15 protein-coding genes and 4 pseudogenes are annotated in these 15,904 nt (G+C 41.0%); 8 read left to right on the top strand and 11 right to left on the bottom strand.

Annotated features, from left to right (window positions below):
- On the top strand, positions 1-1,307 hold a 1,307-nt coding region (locus F6K38_RS24240; RefSeq protein WP_287357695.1), incomplete at its 5' end, for a mechanosensitive ion channel domain-containing protein.
- Positions 1,308-1,495: 188 nt separating this feature from the next.
- On the opposite strand, the gene F6K38_RS24235 is transcribed toward F6K38_RS24240, so the two are convergent.
- On the bottom strand, positions 1,496-1,795 hold the full coding sequence (locus F6K38_RS24235) for an adenylate cyclase (protein ID WP_008187535.1): 300 nt from the start codon (positions 1,793-1,795) through the stop codon (positions 1,496-1,498).
- Positions 1,796-1,890: 95 nt separating this feature from the next.
- On the opposite strand from F6K38_RS24235, the gene F6K38_RS24230 reads away from it, so the two are divergent.
- Together F6K38_RS24230 and F6K38_RS24225 are read left to right on the top strand one after the other, a co-directional pair.
- Entirely contained in the window at positions 1,891-2,103 is a 213-nt protein-coding gene (locus F6K38_RS24230; protein WP_287357692.1) for a hypothetical protein, read from the top strand.
- Positions 2,104-2,317: 214 nt separating this feature from the next.
- Entirely contained in the window at positions 2,318-3,130 is an 813-nt protein-coding gene (locus F6K38_RS24225) for a hypothetical protein (RefSeq protein WP_287357690.1), read from the top strand.
- Here the strand turns inward: F6K38_RS24225 and F6K38_RS24220 are convergent.
- The 5 genes and pseudogenes from F6K38_RS24220 to F6K38_RS24200 form a co-directional block, all read right to left on the bottom strand.
- Positions 3,109-3,231 (bottom strand): hypothetical protein, encoded by a 123-nt coding sequence (locus F6K38_RS24220; RefSeq protein WP_287357687.1) that lies wholly within the window; start codon positions 3,229-3,231, stop codon positions 3,109-3,111. The two genes, F6K38_RS24225 and F6K38_RS24220, sit on opposite strands and share 22 nt — an antisense overlap.
- Before the next feature lie 140 nt (positions 3,232-3,371).
- The gene (locus F6K38_RS24215; protein ID WP_287357684.1) at positions 3,372-4,340 is read right to left on the bottom strand and encodes a carbohydrate kinase family protein; all 969 of its coding nucleotides are present in this window, start codon (positions 4,338-4,340) and stop codon (positions 3,372-3,374) included.
- Positions 4,341-4,534: 194 nt separating this feature from the next.
- Positions 4,535-4,717: pseudogene (locus F6K38_RS24210) on the bottom strand (transposase); the annotation flags it as partial.
- Positions 4,718-4,834: 117 nt separating this feature from the next.
- A pseudogene (locus F6K38_RS24205) lies at positions 4,835-5,149 on the bottom strand (IS701 family transposase); the annotation flags it as partial.
- A gap of 133 nt (positions 5,150-5,282) precedes the next feature.
- Positions 5,283-5,423: a hypothetical protein gene (locus tag F6K38_RS24200; protein ID WP_154659722.1), complete on the bottom strand. Its 141-nt coding sequence runs from the start codon at positions 5,421-5,423 to the stop codon at positions 5,283-5,285.
- A 617-nt stretch (positions 5,424-6,040) separates the two neighbouring features.
- Between F6K38_RS24200 and F6K38_RS24195 the strand changes: the two genes are divergently transcribed.
- Positions 6,041-7,303, top strand: a complete 1,263-nt coding sequence (locus F6K38_RS24195; protein WP_287357681.1) for a ScyD/ScyE family protein — start codon at positions 6,041-6,043, stop codon at positions 7,301-7,303.
- 205 nt (positions 7,304-7,508) lie between these two features.
- On the opposite strand, the gene scyC is transcribed toward F6K38_RS24195, so the two are convergent.
- The 4 genes from scyC to F6K38_RS24175 form a co-directional block, all read right to left on the bottom strand.
- Positions 7,509-8,456 carry a scytonemin biosynthesis cyclase/decarboxylase ScyC gene (gene scyC / locus F6K38_RS24190; protein WP_287357677.1) on the bottom strand — a complete coding sequence of 316 codons (948 nt, stop codon included), beginning with the start codon at positions 8,454-8,456 and terminating at the stop codon, positions 7,509-7,511.
- Positions 8,457-8,470: 14 nt separating this feature from the next.
- On the bottom strand, positions 8,471-10,177 hold the full coding sequence (locus F6K38_RS24185) for a thiamine pyrophosphate-dependent enzyme (protein ID WP_287357675.1): 1,707 nt from the start codon (positions 10,175-10,177) through the stop codon (positions 8,471-8,473).
- A gap of 172 nt (positions 10,178-10,349) precedes the next feature.
- Positions 10,350-11,414 carry a Glu/Leu/Phe/Val dehydrogenase dimerization domain-containing protein gene (locus tag F6K38_RS24180; RefSeq protein WP_287357672.1) on the bottom strand — a complete coding sequence of 355 codons (1,065 nt, stop codon included), beginning with the start codon at positions 11,412-11,414 and terminating at the stop codon, positions 10,350-10,352.
- Between the two features lie 70 nt (positions 11,415-11,484).
- Positions 11,485-11,724 carry a hypothetical protein gene (locus tag F6K38_RS24175; RefSeq protein ID WP_287357669.1) on the bottom strand — a complete coding sequence of 80 codons (240 nt, stop codon included), beginning with the start codon at positions 11,722-11,724 and terminating at the stop codon, positions 11,485-11,487.
- A gap of 880 nt (positions 11,725-12,604) precedes the next feature.
- Here F6K38_RS24175 and F6K38_RS44370 point away from each other — a divergent pair.
- Positions 12,605-12,727: pseudogene (locus tag F6K38_RS44370) on the top strand (site-specific integrase); the annotation flags it as partial.
- Between the two features lie 13 nt (positions 12,728-12,740).
- A pseudogene (locus F6K38_RS44365) lies at positions 12,741-12,961 on the top strand (hypothetical protein); the annotation flags it as partial.
- Between the two features lie 789 nt (positions 12,962-13,750).
- Here F6K38_RS44365 and F6K38_RS24165 read toward each other — a convergent pair.
- On the bottom strand, positions 13,751-14,317 hold the full coding sequence (locus F6K38_RS24165; protein WP_287253439.1) for a hypothetical protein: 567 nt from the start codon (positions 14,315-14,317) through the stop codon (positions 13,751-13,753).
- Between the two features lie 3 nt (positions 14,318-14,320).
- Between F6K38_RS24165 and F6K38_RS24160 the strand changes: the two genes are divergently transcribed.
- Complete coding sequence (locus tag F6K38_RS24160; RefSeq protein ID WP_353737216.1) at positions 14,321-15,559, top strand: pentapeptide repeat-containing protein; 1,239 nt, start codon at positions 14,321-14,323, stop codon at positions 15,557-15,559.
- Positions 15,560-15,603: 44 nt separating this feature from the next.
- Entirely contained in the window at positions 15,604-15,894 is a 291-nt protein-coding gene (locus tag F6K38_RS24155) for a hypothetical protein (protein WP_287357662.1), read from the top strand.
- Positions 15,895-15,904: the final 10 nt, after the last annotated feature.

The raw sequence follows: 15,904 nt of genomic DNA, 5'->3' as shown, positions 1-15,904 counted from the left end.
TAACTCGCTTCGGGTTAGATCGTGGGACTCGCGAAGCATTGTCCTCCCTGATCGGCTATGTTCTAACTGTCTTAGGATTTTTGATTGTTCTGCAAACGGCTGGGATTAACCTCAGTTCCCTGACTGTCTTTGCAGGGGCAATGGGTATTGGTTTAGGCTTCGGACTTCAGAATTTAACCGCCAACTTTATCAGTGGTCTGGCAATTCTGTTTGAAAAACCAATTAAGGTGGGAGACTATGTCAAAGTTGATGACCTGTCAGGAACTGTAGAAAAAATCTCGATTCGTTCCACCACTATCCGCACCAATGATGGGGTGTTTGTTATTGTTCCAAATACTAGTTTCCTGGAAAACAATGTGGTTAACTGGAGTTATCAAGATCCCAGAGCTCGGATCAGAATTCCTGTTGACGTTCCCGATGAAAGCGATCCAGTCATCGTGACAGAGGTACTGTTAGAAGCGGCTCGCAAAGAACCAGAAGTTTTACCATCTCCTGCTCCTGAAGTATATTTTAAAGGGTTTGGAGACGGCATGGATTTTGAACTCTTAGTATGGATCGACAATCCACCCAATATGGAATCAATTCAGAGTAGTTTGTATTATCTGATTGAGGAGGAACTTCGCGAACAGGGAATCGAGCACGCCGAGCCTCAGAGAGACCTGTATATCCGAAATCTGAAGGACTTAGAATTTCTGCTACAAAAACCTCAACAAACTGCCGCTGCTAACGGCTCATTATCTCATGAAGAACCCCTCTCTCAAAACGCTGTAGCCACTGCTAGAAAAAATAAAGTAAAAACTAACTCTAGAGGAAAATTGACCCTACGGGATCTCTTGCGCAAGGTGAGTTTCTTTGAAAAGTGTAGCGATAGCGAGCTGCGACATATAATTCAGCAAGGATATCGTCAAATGCTCAAAGCAGGGGATATAATCTGTGAAGAAAACGACCCAGGGGATTCATTTTATATTATTCTATCTGGCTTAGTTGAAGTTTTTGTGGAATCAATTGGAAAACGGGTTGCTACCCGCAAGCCAGGGGAATTTATTGGAGAGATGTCTTTGCTTATGGGTACCCCCCGTACGGCTACCCTTCGCGCCCTAGAAGACACGATTCTGTTTGTGGTAGACCGGGAAAATTTAAAGAGTCTTTTAGCAAAGCACAAAGATTTAGCTGACCAAATTTCCGAAGAATTATTCACACGTAAGGAGACCCTAGAGCAATTAGGAATAAAGGTAGGTGGAACAGAGGAAAAACAGACTGGTACCAATCAGATTCGCCAACGCCTTCAATCGCTCTTTGGGATTTGACAGGGTTGTTGGAATTGATTTTACAGCTGGGTTTCCAAGTTTGGGTGCATCTAGCTTTTGCAGAAAAAATTATATAGCGCTTTTTATCCTCATGAGGTACACATATTTTTTTACCTCTTCCCTGTTCCCTGTTCCCTGTTCCCTGTTCCCTCTTCCGAAGTCCCTGCTCCGAACGCGCCCCGCGTGGCCTACGGCCTCAGTCCCTGCTCCCTAAAACCAAAAAAATTGTACCTTACTAGATTAAAAACCGCTATAACACCCTTGAGGTAAGCATTAACAAAGTCGAAGTTTTCCTTGGGGTTCATGGTTTCTGAAAGGGTAGTGAAAGAGCGAATATCTGAGAACATGATCGCCATTTCTTTACTGACGTGATTCCCCAGCTCTACATCAAGAATAGTTTCTTTTTTAAGAAAGTTAAGATATTCAAAGGGAACAAATCGGCTATAGGACGTATTGGTTTTTTCTAATTGCTGGTGAGCTTCTCGCAAGAGTTTATGTTGTTTTTATAATTCCCGATAGGACTGTTTAGGTTGGTGGTGAAATTTTCATTCAAACTCCGACCCTCAGTCTGGATAATGGGGCAGTGATCACTGCTAAAAGTCAGAGTGATGCTTCAGCTGGTGAAATTAGCTTAGATGTGGACACCCTAGCATTAACCAATGGTGCTCAGATTTTTACCTCTAGCTTCAAGGGTGGTGATGCCGGTAGTATAGCAGAAGTCAAAAGTCAGAAGTCAGAAGTCAGAAGTCAAACTCTTGCGCTTACAAAGGGTGTGAGACTAATGTCGATGTCCTAACTGCCCTGGCGACTGCTATATTACTATCAATGCTTCTGAAAACATCACTCTCTCTGGTATTGACCCTACCTACAACAAGCGATTAGCGAGAGTTGGACGAAACAGGATTGACCCAGATGGGCCAGCTAGTGCGATCGCATCTCAGGCAACCCAAACAGGCAAAGCGGGTTCCCTTAACCTGAATACCAAGACATTTAGCGCTAGCGATCGCGCATTGGTAACGGTCAGCAGTACAGGTACCGGTGTTGCTGGAACTTTGGACATCTCTGCTGATACCATCCAACTCGACAATGGTTTCCTCAATGCTAAAACCTCTGCTGGAGACCAAGGGAATATTACCCTCTCTAATGCGAAACTCATTGTATTACGGAACAACAGTGAGATAACGACTAATGCCAGGGATACTGCTACTGGTGGCAATATTACTATTACTACTGACTTTTTACTGACATCAAAGGGTAGTAAAATCAGTGCCAATGCCATTTTAGGCCGTGGGGGAAATATCACGATTTCGGCCATTGGAATTTTTAGCGATCGCAGTAGTAAGATTACCGCTTCCTCCCAACTTGGTATTGATGGCAGTGTTACTCTAAATACTCCAGAAGTAAACCCCGCCCAAGCCTTAGACAAGCTACCTGTAGATGTAGTGGATACCAGCAATCAAATCATCACCGATTGTGCAGCAAACAGCGGGAATAGTTTTTTAGTTACCGGAAAAGGAGGAATCCCCGCTAACCCAGCTGGGGTGTTGCGGGGTCAAGTGGTGGTACCGGATTTGCGGCTGATGGTTGATCAAAGCAGTACACAATTAAGCAATAGGAGAAGAAGCCGGAGTTGGAGGAGAAGGAAATTAGGGTATAACAGCCCAGATCAGGCACAACCAATGACTAAAAAGAAATCACCTATCATTGAAGCCCAAGGATGGATAATTAATCACAAGGGTATTGTGGAGTTGGTTCCTTATCCTGCCCAAGGTAACTATAGTAGTTGGAATAGTAGTTGGAATTATCCATGTTTTAGGAAGTAGGGAGTAGGGAGTCGGGAGTAGGGAGTCGGGAGTCGGGAGTCGGGAGTCGGGAGTCGGGAGTCGGGAGTCGGGAGTCGGGAGTCGGGTGAAGAGTGTGGCAAGTGTGGAGAGGGTAACTTCAGTGTACAAAAACTAACTATAGCGAGCTTTTATCATAGCTATGAGGTACACATAATTTTTTACCTATTGCCTATTGCCTATTGCCTATTGCCTCTCCTCACCAAAACTTTTTCAGCAAGCCCTAACTAGAGAGAAATGCTTCCACCTCAGCTAATGTAGGTTGAGCTGCGATCGCACCAGGCTTGAGAGTGGTCAGTGCGCCTACTGCACTGGCATAGGTAACCACATCTTTGGCAACGGTTGGATCACTCAGACTAGACCGGTCACGGTGGCAAAGTTGATAAATAATGCCACCAGTAAAGCCATCTCCGGCACCGGTTGTATCCTGCACTGCTACAGAAAATGCTGGTAACTTCCCTTCGTTTCCTCCCAGATAGTAGGCGCAGCCTCGTTCCCCGGCTGTGACTAATACCCCTTTGACCTTATCCAGCCGTTGTGCGATCGCTTTTGGATCAGCAGTGCCAAACAAAAACTCTCCCTCCTCATCAGTCAGTTTCAGGAAGTCTGCTTGCTGGATCATGTCTTGAATAATTTCAATGGCTGTGTTGGCATCATTCCAAAAGACCGGTCGCCAGTTCACATCTATAAATATAGAGACCTGGTGTTGTTGTGCTAACTTAACTGCTTGGTTAATTGCTGCCTTACTGTCGGGATAGGCTAATTCCAGAGTCCCCAATACCAAAAACTTAGCTTCCTTAAATAGTTCAGTAGGCAAGTGATCGGCTTGAAGTCGTGTATCAGCGAATTCTGTGGTATCGATATCACCAAATCCAGCAAAACTGCGATCGCCTGACGCATCTCGCACCACATAGACGATCCGTGTGGGAGCTGTACCATGACGCTGTACTCCCGTACCATCGACACCAATGTCCTTTAACAACTCTACCAGTATGTCTCCTGGCTGATCTTGACCAATACAACCGATAAATGCAGTGGGTATACCCAGCTTTACTAAAGCACAAGCAGTATTCGCTGGTGCGCCACCGGGATAGTCTGTCCAAGACTCCACCTTTTCTAGGGGTTTTCCTGGCTGATTAGACAAACGGTCAAATAGCATTTCACCAGCACAGATCACCTGGGGACTTGTCATGAGGCTATTCCTTACCTACCAAACGTAATTGAACGGTGATTCGGGCAGTCTCGCCCATCTTCTCACAAGGAAGTGGCGCGCAAGTATTTCACCCAAACTGACATCAAATTATACTGTAGCTTTATTATTATCTCCCGACTAATTAACATAACCTGAGTTCGGACCCGTGCAAATTGGGCTAAAGTCCAGTCGATCTATGGACTGGGCTTCTTAGGTTGATGGCAATAAGCGATTAATCTACACAGAACATTAACGCAAAAATTAACAGGACTTCGATGTCTAGAATGTTCTATCTTAGAAATATTCTTCAGTTGGTCGTTAATTATTTCAATGATTGAGCGTTTACGTGACAAAAGCAAGTCAATAAGGCGCATCAACAGGTGCGACCTGTGGCGAATTTAATTCGACGAAGAAGAGCGTACCTAAAAAATTTTGCCAATTAAAGGCATAATTCCCGATAAAACGTAATTCCCAAAATGGGACTTAAACAGATATCAAGCCCAAATAAAGCCCAAAGCAGCTTTGTAACAGAAGAATAGGTTCCGATTTTGAGTAAGCCACTCCACAAAACGGAAAGACATCGCTGTCCGAAACGCCTCTAATGCCTCAGGAAAGGTTTTTAAAGGTTTGTTAGCCCAACGTCTTCTTAAGCCTCCAGTTAAGGTGTGCGATAAAATAAATGTATAGACACAAAACACAAGCATGAAATGTCTCAGCAAGCTGCGAGCATCTCTGACTTGATATTCTTTAAGCCCTAACCATCCTTTGGCTTCTCGATAGAAAACTTCCACCCAATTCCTTTGAGCATAGTGACCACGACAGGGTATGTGGGGAATCCAACGGGTCAAATTAACTTCCGAGGAAGTTACCGTAAGAATAGTGGAGCCTTATTTAATAAGTTTTAACCCTTTTTCTCATAGCCAGTCCCCTATAAAGGCTCCACTATTCTAAGGTTTCGTCTCCTATCTGGAGTAGACCAACCACCATCCATAAACAGGTGGTCAGATGACTCAGATGCGCCCAGTCAGAGGGTTGACCAATCTTTGTCTTCAAGGCATTGTAGAGGCGGGAGTTTATTTTCACAGCATTTTTGGGATGTGAGTGGTTTCTCTCCTGAGAATGCACCGCGACCCCAACCAGATGTCAATGCCCATTGGCCCCTCCCTGGTAAGGGGGTCGTGAAATCGCGCTCAACTTTTGTCAGTCAACCAGGCTTGCATGTCTCCCCAGGTACCTCATAATTATGCAAACAGTCGTAAGTTTGTAAAGATTTGATGATGATTTCGAACTCCCTATATTTATATTCCGGTTTTTGATAAGTTTGAAATACTGACAAAGAAATAGTCAGTACAAAACTATAAAGCCTACTCGTGAACGGTGGGAAAGTATGCGCCTGCCAGATTTAAATCTGCCTGAAAAGGCGAACGGGTCTAGGGCTGGAATCTGAACCAGAAGCCGAAGTGCTTCTGAAATGATAGCGATGCCAAAATGTCTGGCGTTACTGAATCAGGGTATAAATTTAGATTTTGAGACTTTGCAGCGCAAGGTCTATACAAGGCTTTTGCTTATTCAACTAATCAATTTTATACTTCAAATCAGCAACGTCAAATGTTTCCAATAATCTCCCTGTTTCTAGCTAGGAGAGGTCAATAAAGTATTCACCAATACCCTAAAAATCAAGTTATTTAATCTTACTTAATATGAATAGAAACATTTTCAACAATCATGCATCAACAACTGGAGCAAACAGAACACTAAAGAACTTTCCCCTAAAACTACTAACTTTGTGTTTTGCTTTTATTTCTGGTACAACAACAGCAGAAGCTGTTACACTCAATTTGGTTGCTAGTGGTCTTGATAATCCACGAGATCTTACCGTAGGGCCAGATGGGGCTCTATATGTTACAGAGGCTGGTACGGGAGGAGATGGTGCATGTGTTCCATCACCAAGTGTGCAAGGTGCTGAAATCTGTTATGGTCCAACAGGTGCAGTTACCAAGATTGAGAATGGAATACAACAACGGGTTATTACTGGACTCCCATCCTTAGCACTTCCTGATGGAGTTGAAGCTACTGGTCCCCAGGATATCGCATTTGATCTGGATGGCAATGCTTATGTAATCAATGGTTTTGCTGGTGATCCTACCTTACGGGATACAGTAGTCAATATTCTTGACTTTGGACACTTACTTACTCTTGACTTTGACACAAATTCATGGACTAGAACGGCAGATTTGGCTAAGTATGAAGAGGAAAATAATCCAGATCAAGGTGATTTAGTAAGTAACCCTTTTTCTTTTGTTATTGACAATGGAAATGCTTTAATCATCGACTCCGGGGCAAACGATATACTTAGCGTAGGACTTGATGGTAGTAATTTGACCACAAATACTGTATTTGAAAGTCGCCCTTTTGAAAATCCAATTTTTCCTTTTCCTGATGGACCACCTGAGATTTCATTGCAATCAGTTCCTACAGGAATTGCAATTAGTCCAGATGGAACCATATATGTGGTTGACTTCACGGGATTTCCTTATCCAGAAGGTGAGGCTCGTATTTATACACTTGGACTAGATAACGAACCAATATTTTTTGCTGATGGCTTTACGAATCTGATTGATATAGCTTTTGATTCTCAAAATAATCTATATGTTTTAGAATATTCTACTGAATCAGCCTGGAAAAATCCACCAGCACCAGGTTCTATCATCAAAATAACTCCTGATGGAAAGCGTACAACTATTGCTAGTGAGGGACTTCTTTTCCCTACTGCCATAACGATAGATTCTGAAGATAATCTCTATGTCTCCAATAAAGGTTTTTTGCCATCGGAAGGAGAAGTTCTTCGGATTGATAACGTACAACAGTCTGTTCCAGAACCTTCTACTACCTTGGCTACAGTATTAGTTTTAGCTTCTTTAACTATGATGAAAAAAACACATAGTAACAAATCTAAAAACTAATTTGGGTCAAGGGAAAACAGCGTTCGCACTTCGTGACAGCTTCTCTAGCATTAAGCCTAATTCCAGAAGACTTTGCCGAAATATCAATCTCGGCAAAGTAACTATTTGTATTTTTCTCAATAAAGAGTTTAAAAAGGTTGAAGTTTACAAAATTTACAAGGTCGCACTCCGTTGCACAAAGCTTCGATCTACGTCTTGTCGTGAGCTAGGAACGAGGAAGATAGCTCATACCACGAGCAAAGGTTTCTTTATTACCAGCCTGAGCTTCAAGCAAGCGCTTAATATTAATGCTTTCAGCTTCATAATCTTCAATCTGAAGTTTACCATGTGTTGGAACTTCGCCAACTTTCCAAAATGTAATTCTGTGCTGAATAAAACCGCTAGCTGATGGATCACCGAAAGCATATGAGCAAGGAATAAGAAGAGTAGGACAGCGCTGTATAAATTCAAAATCGGGATAGAAAAAGTCTTGTTCAAGAAGATAGTAATTGTTGAGATCATGTACCTGAATAGTTACCTGAACTGTCTGACCATATTCATCGATAAATTGTCCAGACTGAGAAGTCATCTCATTACTAGGATTTAGAAGATGTGCCCATTCTCCTATATTTTTAACATCTGTTAAATATTCCACACCTAATTCAATAGGAGCATCAATGTAAATTGTGTCCGTATCAAGAGTATAGCGTCCTTTCACAGATGAGGTATGACCTGCATTTCGTTCCAAATTCCCTTTGAGAGAACGACACTCGGAAGTGTGAACAAGTCCAATAGCTTGCTTCATCATCCCAGTACGTCGATTTGGATCGACAAAGCTAACCCAGTGAAAGTAGACTCCTTCCTCATCAGAGTTAGGTTCTAAATAGCTTGGGGGAAACAAAAGAACAGGATAAACTTGAAAATAGTTTTCGTATTCAATACCACAGTGCCACTCGATCCCACGGAAAAGGGGAGTGTTAATCTTCCTCAAATGATAGTAGAGCTTATTTTGGTAACAAGATGCTGTTCCCAACCAAGTATTCTCATCTATCTTCTCTAACATACGGCTAAAGAGAGTCCATTCATTCAAATTTTCCAAGCGACAAAGATACTCAAAAGCCGTATCCAATGATGTCGCAATATAAGTAGATATGGGAAAGGTGTTTTTTTCCATAATTAAACTCCTAATTAAAACTTAAAACCTTGAACACCCTGCGAATTTAAACTTTGATTACGAGAACCAGAAGGTGCCAAGCAAGTTGGATCAATAACGACATCAACAACGAAAGGAAGAGAAGAACTCATTGCTTTCTCCAATGCTACTTTAATATTGGCTTCTTGTTCAACACGAATGCTGTCAGCTCCCATAGAACGAGCCATTAAAGCAAAGTCTGTAGGGGGTATTTCTACATCCATGTCCATTATTCCTAGGAACTTTGCTCCTTGGTCAACCATATTGTAGCGTCCGTCATTGAGTACAATCCAAACCGCTGGAATATTGTAACGAACGGCTGTACTAACTTCATTGTTCATCAACATTGCACCATCCCCAACAATAGCAACGGATTTATTTTGTAATGCCAATGCTGCTCCCAAAACTCCTGTAGTCCCATGACCCATTGAGCCAAATCCGGTGCTAACTCGATAACGACCCGGTTGGGAAAAGCGTAAAATATGGGTTCCCCAAGCAAAGGAATTACCAGCTTCGGTCATTACTATTGCTTGACTTCCTTCCACAATTACCTGCTGAATTATTTCCATGAGAACCTCAGGTCGCACGGGACTGTTGACATTTGGTTCAAGGATATTCTGTTTAGGATTAGGTAGGGTAATTGTTTTTTCTTTATTTGAATGTTGGGGAATGTACTTCAACAGAGTCTTGACAAATGTCCTGATGTCAGACTGTATTGCTAATGTTTCCACATCAGGATAAGCAGTTCCTGGCACATCAGGGTTGATATCAACATGTATAAATCCTTTTGAGGGTATTAACATTGGATTCCAGAACGAGGTAAACTCACCTAACCGCGTTCCTAAAACAAGTGTTCGCAAAGGACATTGTTGTTTCAGATAATCAAAAACAGAATCATGCCCACCAAAGCCAGTGACACCAACAAATTGAGAATGATTTTCTGGAAATATGCCTTTACCACGAGGAGAAGACATGACGGCTGCTCCTGTTCGTTCGGCAAGTATACGAATAGCCTCGGCAGCATGGCGAGATCCATAGCCAATCCAAATAGCAAATGATCCTTCCAATAGCAATTGGGCACATTTATCAATGGTTTCGTTACTAACAGTCACCGGGGGCTGATTAAGATTTTTTAAAGATGGAAGATTTGGAATTTCTATTGAAGTAGTCTGGATAGTTGTAGGAATACTGATATGGGCAACAAAGCCTCCTCGATGGGTTAGACCTAGCGCAAGTCGTCGAGAAACTTCTAGAAGTTCAGACGGGGTTTCAAGGGTCGCTGCAAAATCAAAAAGTTTTCCTGATGTGAATAGATCTGATTGAGGAAAGGTATAAGCACTCGTTTCTTGAAAAGCCCACCTGCCTCGCTGTGATGACGATGTGGAAGGTGATACCAGGATTACTTTAGCCCCTTCCCATCGCGCAGCCATGATTCCAGTTAGTGCATTAGTTATACCAGGCCCTGTGGTCGTAAAAACGACAACGGGATTATTACTAGCTAAATAGGACTCAATAGCAGCAAAGACAGCACCACTTTCATGACGAAAGTTTAGCAGCTTAATAGAACTATACTGTAGTGATGCCCAAAACGCGCCTATTGCTCCCCCCGCAATGCCAAATGCATAGCGAACACCTAAATTTTCTAACATTTTGACCACTGCTTGAGCTACTAAGCACGACGAAGAGGGAATACTTTCTTTCATAGCACAAATTCCTTGGACGACAGATTTTTGCGTATCACTTGGTTATTTTTATGACTTCTCACGGTTTTTTTTCTTCAGCGCAATCGCGCTGAATTTATGAATCCCCCAAACCAGATTCTTTCCTCAGTCATATCCTGAAATCAAGATTATTTAGAATTGATGCATCAATTTTTTATTTTTTGTTAGAGTATCTGTTAAAATTTCTTTCGGTTGATTTTTTAGCTTTAAAAATCTTTTCATCAGCTATAGACTTTGCTATTTCTAATGTGGTCTTTTGTTCAGCTTTAGCCCGGGTAAAAATCTCCATCAAAGTTGTGTAAATCTGATGAATTTTATAAAAAGCTTTTTGTTCGTCATAACCAATTCTTTCATAATATACATCAATTAATCCCCCGGCATTAATGACATAATCAGGACAATAAAGAATTCCTTTAGACTCCAGAAGTTTACTATCTGTTTGATAATTTTCTAGCTGATTGTTAGCTGAACCTGCAATAATGGATGCTTTCAGTCGATGAATTACTGAACTATTTAAAATTCCTCCTAAAGCACAGGGAGAAAAAATATCAACATCAATATCAAAAATTTCACTCGGAGAAACGATGGTTGCTCCATATTTATATTTCATTTCCTCTGCTCTCTCTATTTTATTATCACTAACAAAGAGTTCAACTCTTTCTTTGTTTAAGTATTCACATAAAATTTTTCCGACATTGCCCACTCCCTGTACCGCGACTTTTAGACCTTTCATCTTTCTCCCAGGCCATAAAAAATCCACCGAGGCTTTCATTCCTTCGAGAACTCCTATTGCTGTTGCCTGAGTAGGATTAGCTTGTGAAACTCCGACTACATAATGAGTTTCAGTGCGTATTTGATTAACATCTTCAACGGAAATGTTAACATCTTGACCCGTAATAAAGCGTCCTTTCAGACTGTTGATACAGCGACCATAGGCTTTGAGCAACTCAGGTGTTTTATCTTTTGGATCAGCAATAATCACTGCTTTTCCACCACCTGCATTAAGATCGGCACAAGCGGCTTTGTAAGTCATACCGTAGCTTAAACGTAAAACATCTTTTAGAGCATCTTCCTCGCTTTTATAAGGGAATAGACGTGTTGCTCCCATAGCAGTACCAAGGGTTGTGTTATGTATGGCAATTATTGCCTTAAGGTTACATTCTGAATCATTAAAGAACATAACTAGCTCATGATTTTTGATATGTTGAAATAATTCCATATTTTATTAAGGTTAATACTGTTATATTTTTTTTCGCAGTGCAATGGGGATTGTGACGATAAATTTTATTCTATAACCATCCCACTCTTTGTGATTTATTTAATTCCACTTTATCAAAAATTATAGCTTGAATTGATTGATGTAATTTTTTTGAGATACTTTTTGACGCTTTTTCGGATATTTTTTTGATTTTTTCTTGTTCTAACTCTGGACATTCTTTTTCCAATGAATCTTGAATTAATTGACTAACTTTTTTGGAAAACAAAGCGTCAGTTTCTGAAGGAGAAATGTATTGATAAGATAAATTCATTTTCAAATCCTCTGTGGGTGTACGTCGTTAATTAATAAATTAATTACTGAATAAATGCCACTTGATATTATACATTCATTGGCTCTCAGATTCAGTAACGCCATCTATAATAGCTATCACTCAGGATTAGAATAATTATGCATAAACCAGAATATTTTTCTAAGAATGACGTTCTGAGGGGGTGACATAAGCCCTGAAAAGCTTATTAGATAAGGCTTTGATGCCAATGATCTCAGAGAAGATACAGTCGGATCATTTTATGGAAGCTTAAACCCTTATAACTACGTATAACGATATTCCACGACACATTCATCCGAAGAGTGTACAGACAACTGACTTACCCAAGCCTTCCCCTACTCCAGTACTAGAGAGTAACGAATCCGCGAAGGCTCCTACCCCACCACCAAAGAGCAAACAAAAAGTAGAACAGGTGACTGCACCAGCGGAATTTAATGAGAAAGATTCACAAATACCTCTTGATGTCCCCCCTGATCTACCTCGTAACACAAGACCAGTACTTGATGAGAAGGACTCACAGGTATCCCCTGATATCCCCCTGATATACCCCACAACCCAGCACCAGTACTTGATGAAAGTTAAGAGTTTTTCACTATCGAACTCTCGCCTGAATCATAGACATATATATATATAGCATATTGCTTCGTGGTTAATAATGCTGAGCATTTTGCTAAGCATTTTTCCCATGAGCAAGTACAGGTGATATTAGAAGCACTGGTGGCTCAACGTGGGATGACATGATTGATGACATTCTTAATAGGTTGGAGCAGTAACAAGTTGGGTGAAGCTAGAGCCAAGCAATTGACCTAGGGCACACCCAAGCTGTTCAATGGATCGAAATGGGTGTATTGAGGCGTGGGGTATGAAAATTGACCGCCATGGCCAGGCAAAGATTTTAACCACAGAGGAAATCCAGCTCCTGTTCAACGAAGGGGTAAAACTTGACCCGCCACGAGACCAGGCGCTGTTTGCCGTCATGCTCTACGGCGTAATGCTAGAGAAACTTTCTGCCCACTCAGTTAAAAAAAAAACAAGGGATTGATGATGCCCTAATCCAACCCTATTCCAGGCATTCTTCTCGACAGTCACTGGAAGTGCATTCAAGACTTAGTATAGGGTTCGCTTAGAGCGTCTTTCTGACCTTGTGATGATGAAGTTCCCTGTAGGGGGATTATCGGCACTACAAATTGCCTATAACCGCAAGAGTTGTAAGCAATAGTTTCATGGATGCAGTTGCCTGTGATGGAAAGTAATTCCGTAGCCGGAATTCAGGTAACAGAACACGGTCGAGTCCTGGAATTAGAACTGGCTCGTGTGTCGGTGACCTGAGGGGGTGACATGAGCCCTAAAAAACTCAGTATATAAGGCTTTGATGCCAATGAGCTTATGGAAGATACAGCCCCAAATTAACCCTCGATTCATTTTCTGGACGCTCAAACCCTTATAACATAGTCCAATGTCAGCCTAAAACAGAATGTATATTTTTGTAACTTATGGGCTGAAATTATTACCTAGTGAGGATTTCAGCTTGCATGTCCCTCTCCAGTCATAAATCTTTAAAGAGAAGGTGATAAATATTTATAGCCACATAACACATGTTTTGTAAACTATACAATATATTATTAATAGTTATAAACATAAAATAATCAATACATAATTTAAGTTATTTTTATTGGTTAAAATAATAGTTATTATAGTTAATGTTTATTTTTTTTAAGTTTTAAAAAAAGTGAATAAATATATTTATCATCTAAACAAAATGTGTATCAAACAAAATATATGTGCAGTTAATATATTAACGCCGAGGTGCAATGAAAGCCAGTGAAATTGTCAATAAATATGCCCATGGGTAAAGGAATTTCCAGGGTGCAAATCTCCGGGGTTTGTCTTTTAAGAGGAAAAATTTATCCGGGGCTAATTTTAGTGGTGCAGATATTCGAGGGACAAATTTGACACAGGCTAAATTGAAAGGAACAAACTTCAGTAAAGTTAAGACAGGACTACAACTTCACTGGAAACTTATTCTAATAGGTTTTTCATTGGTATTATCAGCAATAGCCGCATTTGGCTCAGCTTTCTCTGGTATTATTGCAGTCGATTTTCTGGTTTTTACAGTTAAAAGTAATGAATACACTGTTGGTGCTAGTTTGATATCCCTCGTTCTAGTCGGAGTATTCCTGATTGTTACGCACTTCCAAAATCTAGTATGGGCTTTAGGAGTTAGTGCTGTAGTCGGTGCAACAACTATAGCTATTACTGCTGTTTTGGATATGATTAACGGGATTATAGCTGGGGCTGTTGCTGGGGTTTTTACAGCAGTGACAATTGCTTTATCTTTTGTCTTAGCTATATCCCTAAATTTGATTATAATTTTGACTAAACCTACTGCCGCAGTTTTGACTTTGGTTACATACATGGCTGGGACTGTGGCTGGATGCAAAGTAGGGTTAGATGTGAATACTGCCCAGCCTATTGTCCAGCCTAAGGATTCATATATAGCTGTTTCCGTATATCTAGCCCTAGTTGGGACTTTATTGGGTGGATACAATACTAGGCTAGCCTTAAGCGAAGACAATAGATTTGTTTTATTCGTTCGATTGCTATTACCTTTGCTGCTATCAGAGGCACCAGCTTCCTGGGTTCTGATTTAACGGATGCCGACTTTACTCAAGCTGTGCTCAAAAGTACAAATTTTGTAGCAAATCTGACTCGCACTCGCTTTAATAACACCCGAAAACTTGATCAAGCCAAAGTCGGAGAGACTTACTTGAAAAATCCTGATGTACGACAATTGGTGGTTACAGGAGAAGGAAAAGAGAAAAACTTTGACCACGGTAACCTAAGGGGAGTCAACTTAGCCAGAGCCAATCTTGTAGGTGCTAACTTTATTGGGGCAGATCTCAGTGAAGCCAACTTGCAGGATGTTGACCTATCCAGGGCAAAATTAGTCCAAACCCAACTAGACGCAACAGATTTTACTGGCGCAACCTTAACAGGGGCATTTATTGAAGATTGGGGGATTACCAACCAAACTAAATTTAATGGGGTAAGGTGTGAGTATGTGTTTATGCGATTACCCACCAAAGAAGATCCTGAACCTTGGCGCAAACCGGATAATAAGAATGAGGTATTTAAGGATGGAGAATTTGGTGATTTCATCAAACCCATAGTTGATACCCTTGACCTATACCACAATCAAGACGTTGACCCCCGCGCGATCGCTATTTCCTTTAAGCAGTTAGCAGAGAAAAATCCAGAGGCAGAACTGAGCATTGCGGGAATGGAAGTAAAGGGAGAAGATAAGTTTTTACTCCGTGCTCAAACTGCACGGGAAGCTAACAAATCAGAATTAAGTGCAGAATATTTTGAAATTTATAATCAACTTAAAGCTCTAGCAGAAAATCAATTTCAAGATTTAATGGCAGAAAAAGATAGCAGAATTATTAGTTTAGAAACTATGGTAAATACGGCTTTAAAAAAGCCTAAATATTATACAAGTACACAAGTAGAACAGGTAGGTATTATGACAAACAATCCCGGTGGATTTTCCGTTGGTGGTTCTGTTGATGGCAACATCAATAATGTTCAAGGTAACAATAACCGCACCATTAAAGCTGACAATAACCAAGGCGTTATTGGCGATAACAACCAAGTAACCCAAAGTCAAGGTACTGCATCAACCGAAGAACCGCTAACCAAAGAACAGGTGACTGAGTTATTAGCAGAACTAAGAGGATATCTGAAAAGTTTTTTGATACTGAATTTTGCCCCCCTAGCCCCCCAATTCTGGGGGGAACAAGAATCCATTTGTTGGTAAAAGTCCCCCAAAATTGGGGGATTTAGGGGGCTTGAATGTAGCAAATGAGACTTCTCAGACAACCTCTAAGTAAGTTGGTACAACAGTCAGAAATGCCAGAAGATACCAAAGAAGAAATAACCACGTATCTCGGTGCTTCAAAAAAAGCAATGGAAAAAGAAGAACCGAAGAAAGAAACCGTACTCGCCAACCTCGAAAGTGCGACAGAAACCCTCGAAACAGCTAGTAGAAAACTTGATGCAGGTAAAACTCTCTGGGACAAAGCTAAGCCTATCCTTCTTAAAGTGGCAGATTGGTTCGGTGCTGCTGCTGCTTCACACATTATAGGTTTGTAGAAGTGACTGC

This window comes from Moorena sp. SIO3B2 (assembly GCF_010692525.1).
Classification (GTDB): domain Bacteria; phylum Cyanobacteriota; class Cyanobacteriia; order Cyanobacteriales; family Coleofasciculaceae; genus Moorena; species Moorena producens.
Note: the sequence above shows the minus strand (reverse complement) of the source record. Positions and strands in the feature narration are given on the sequence as shown.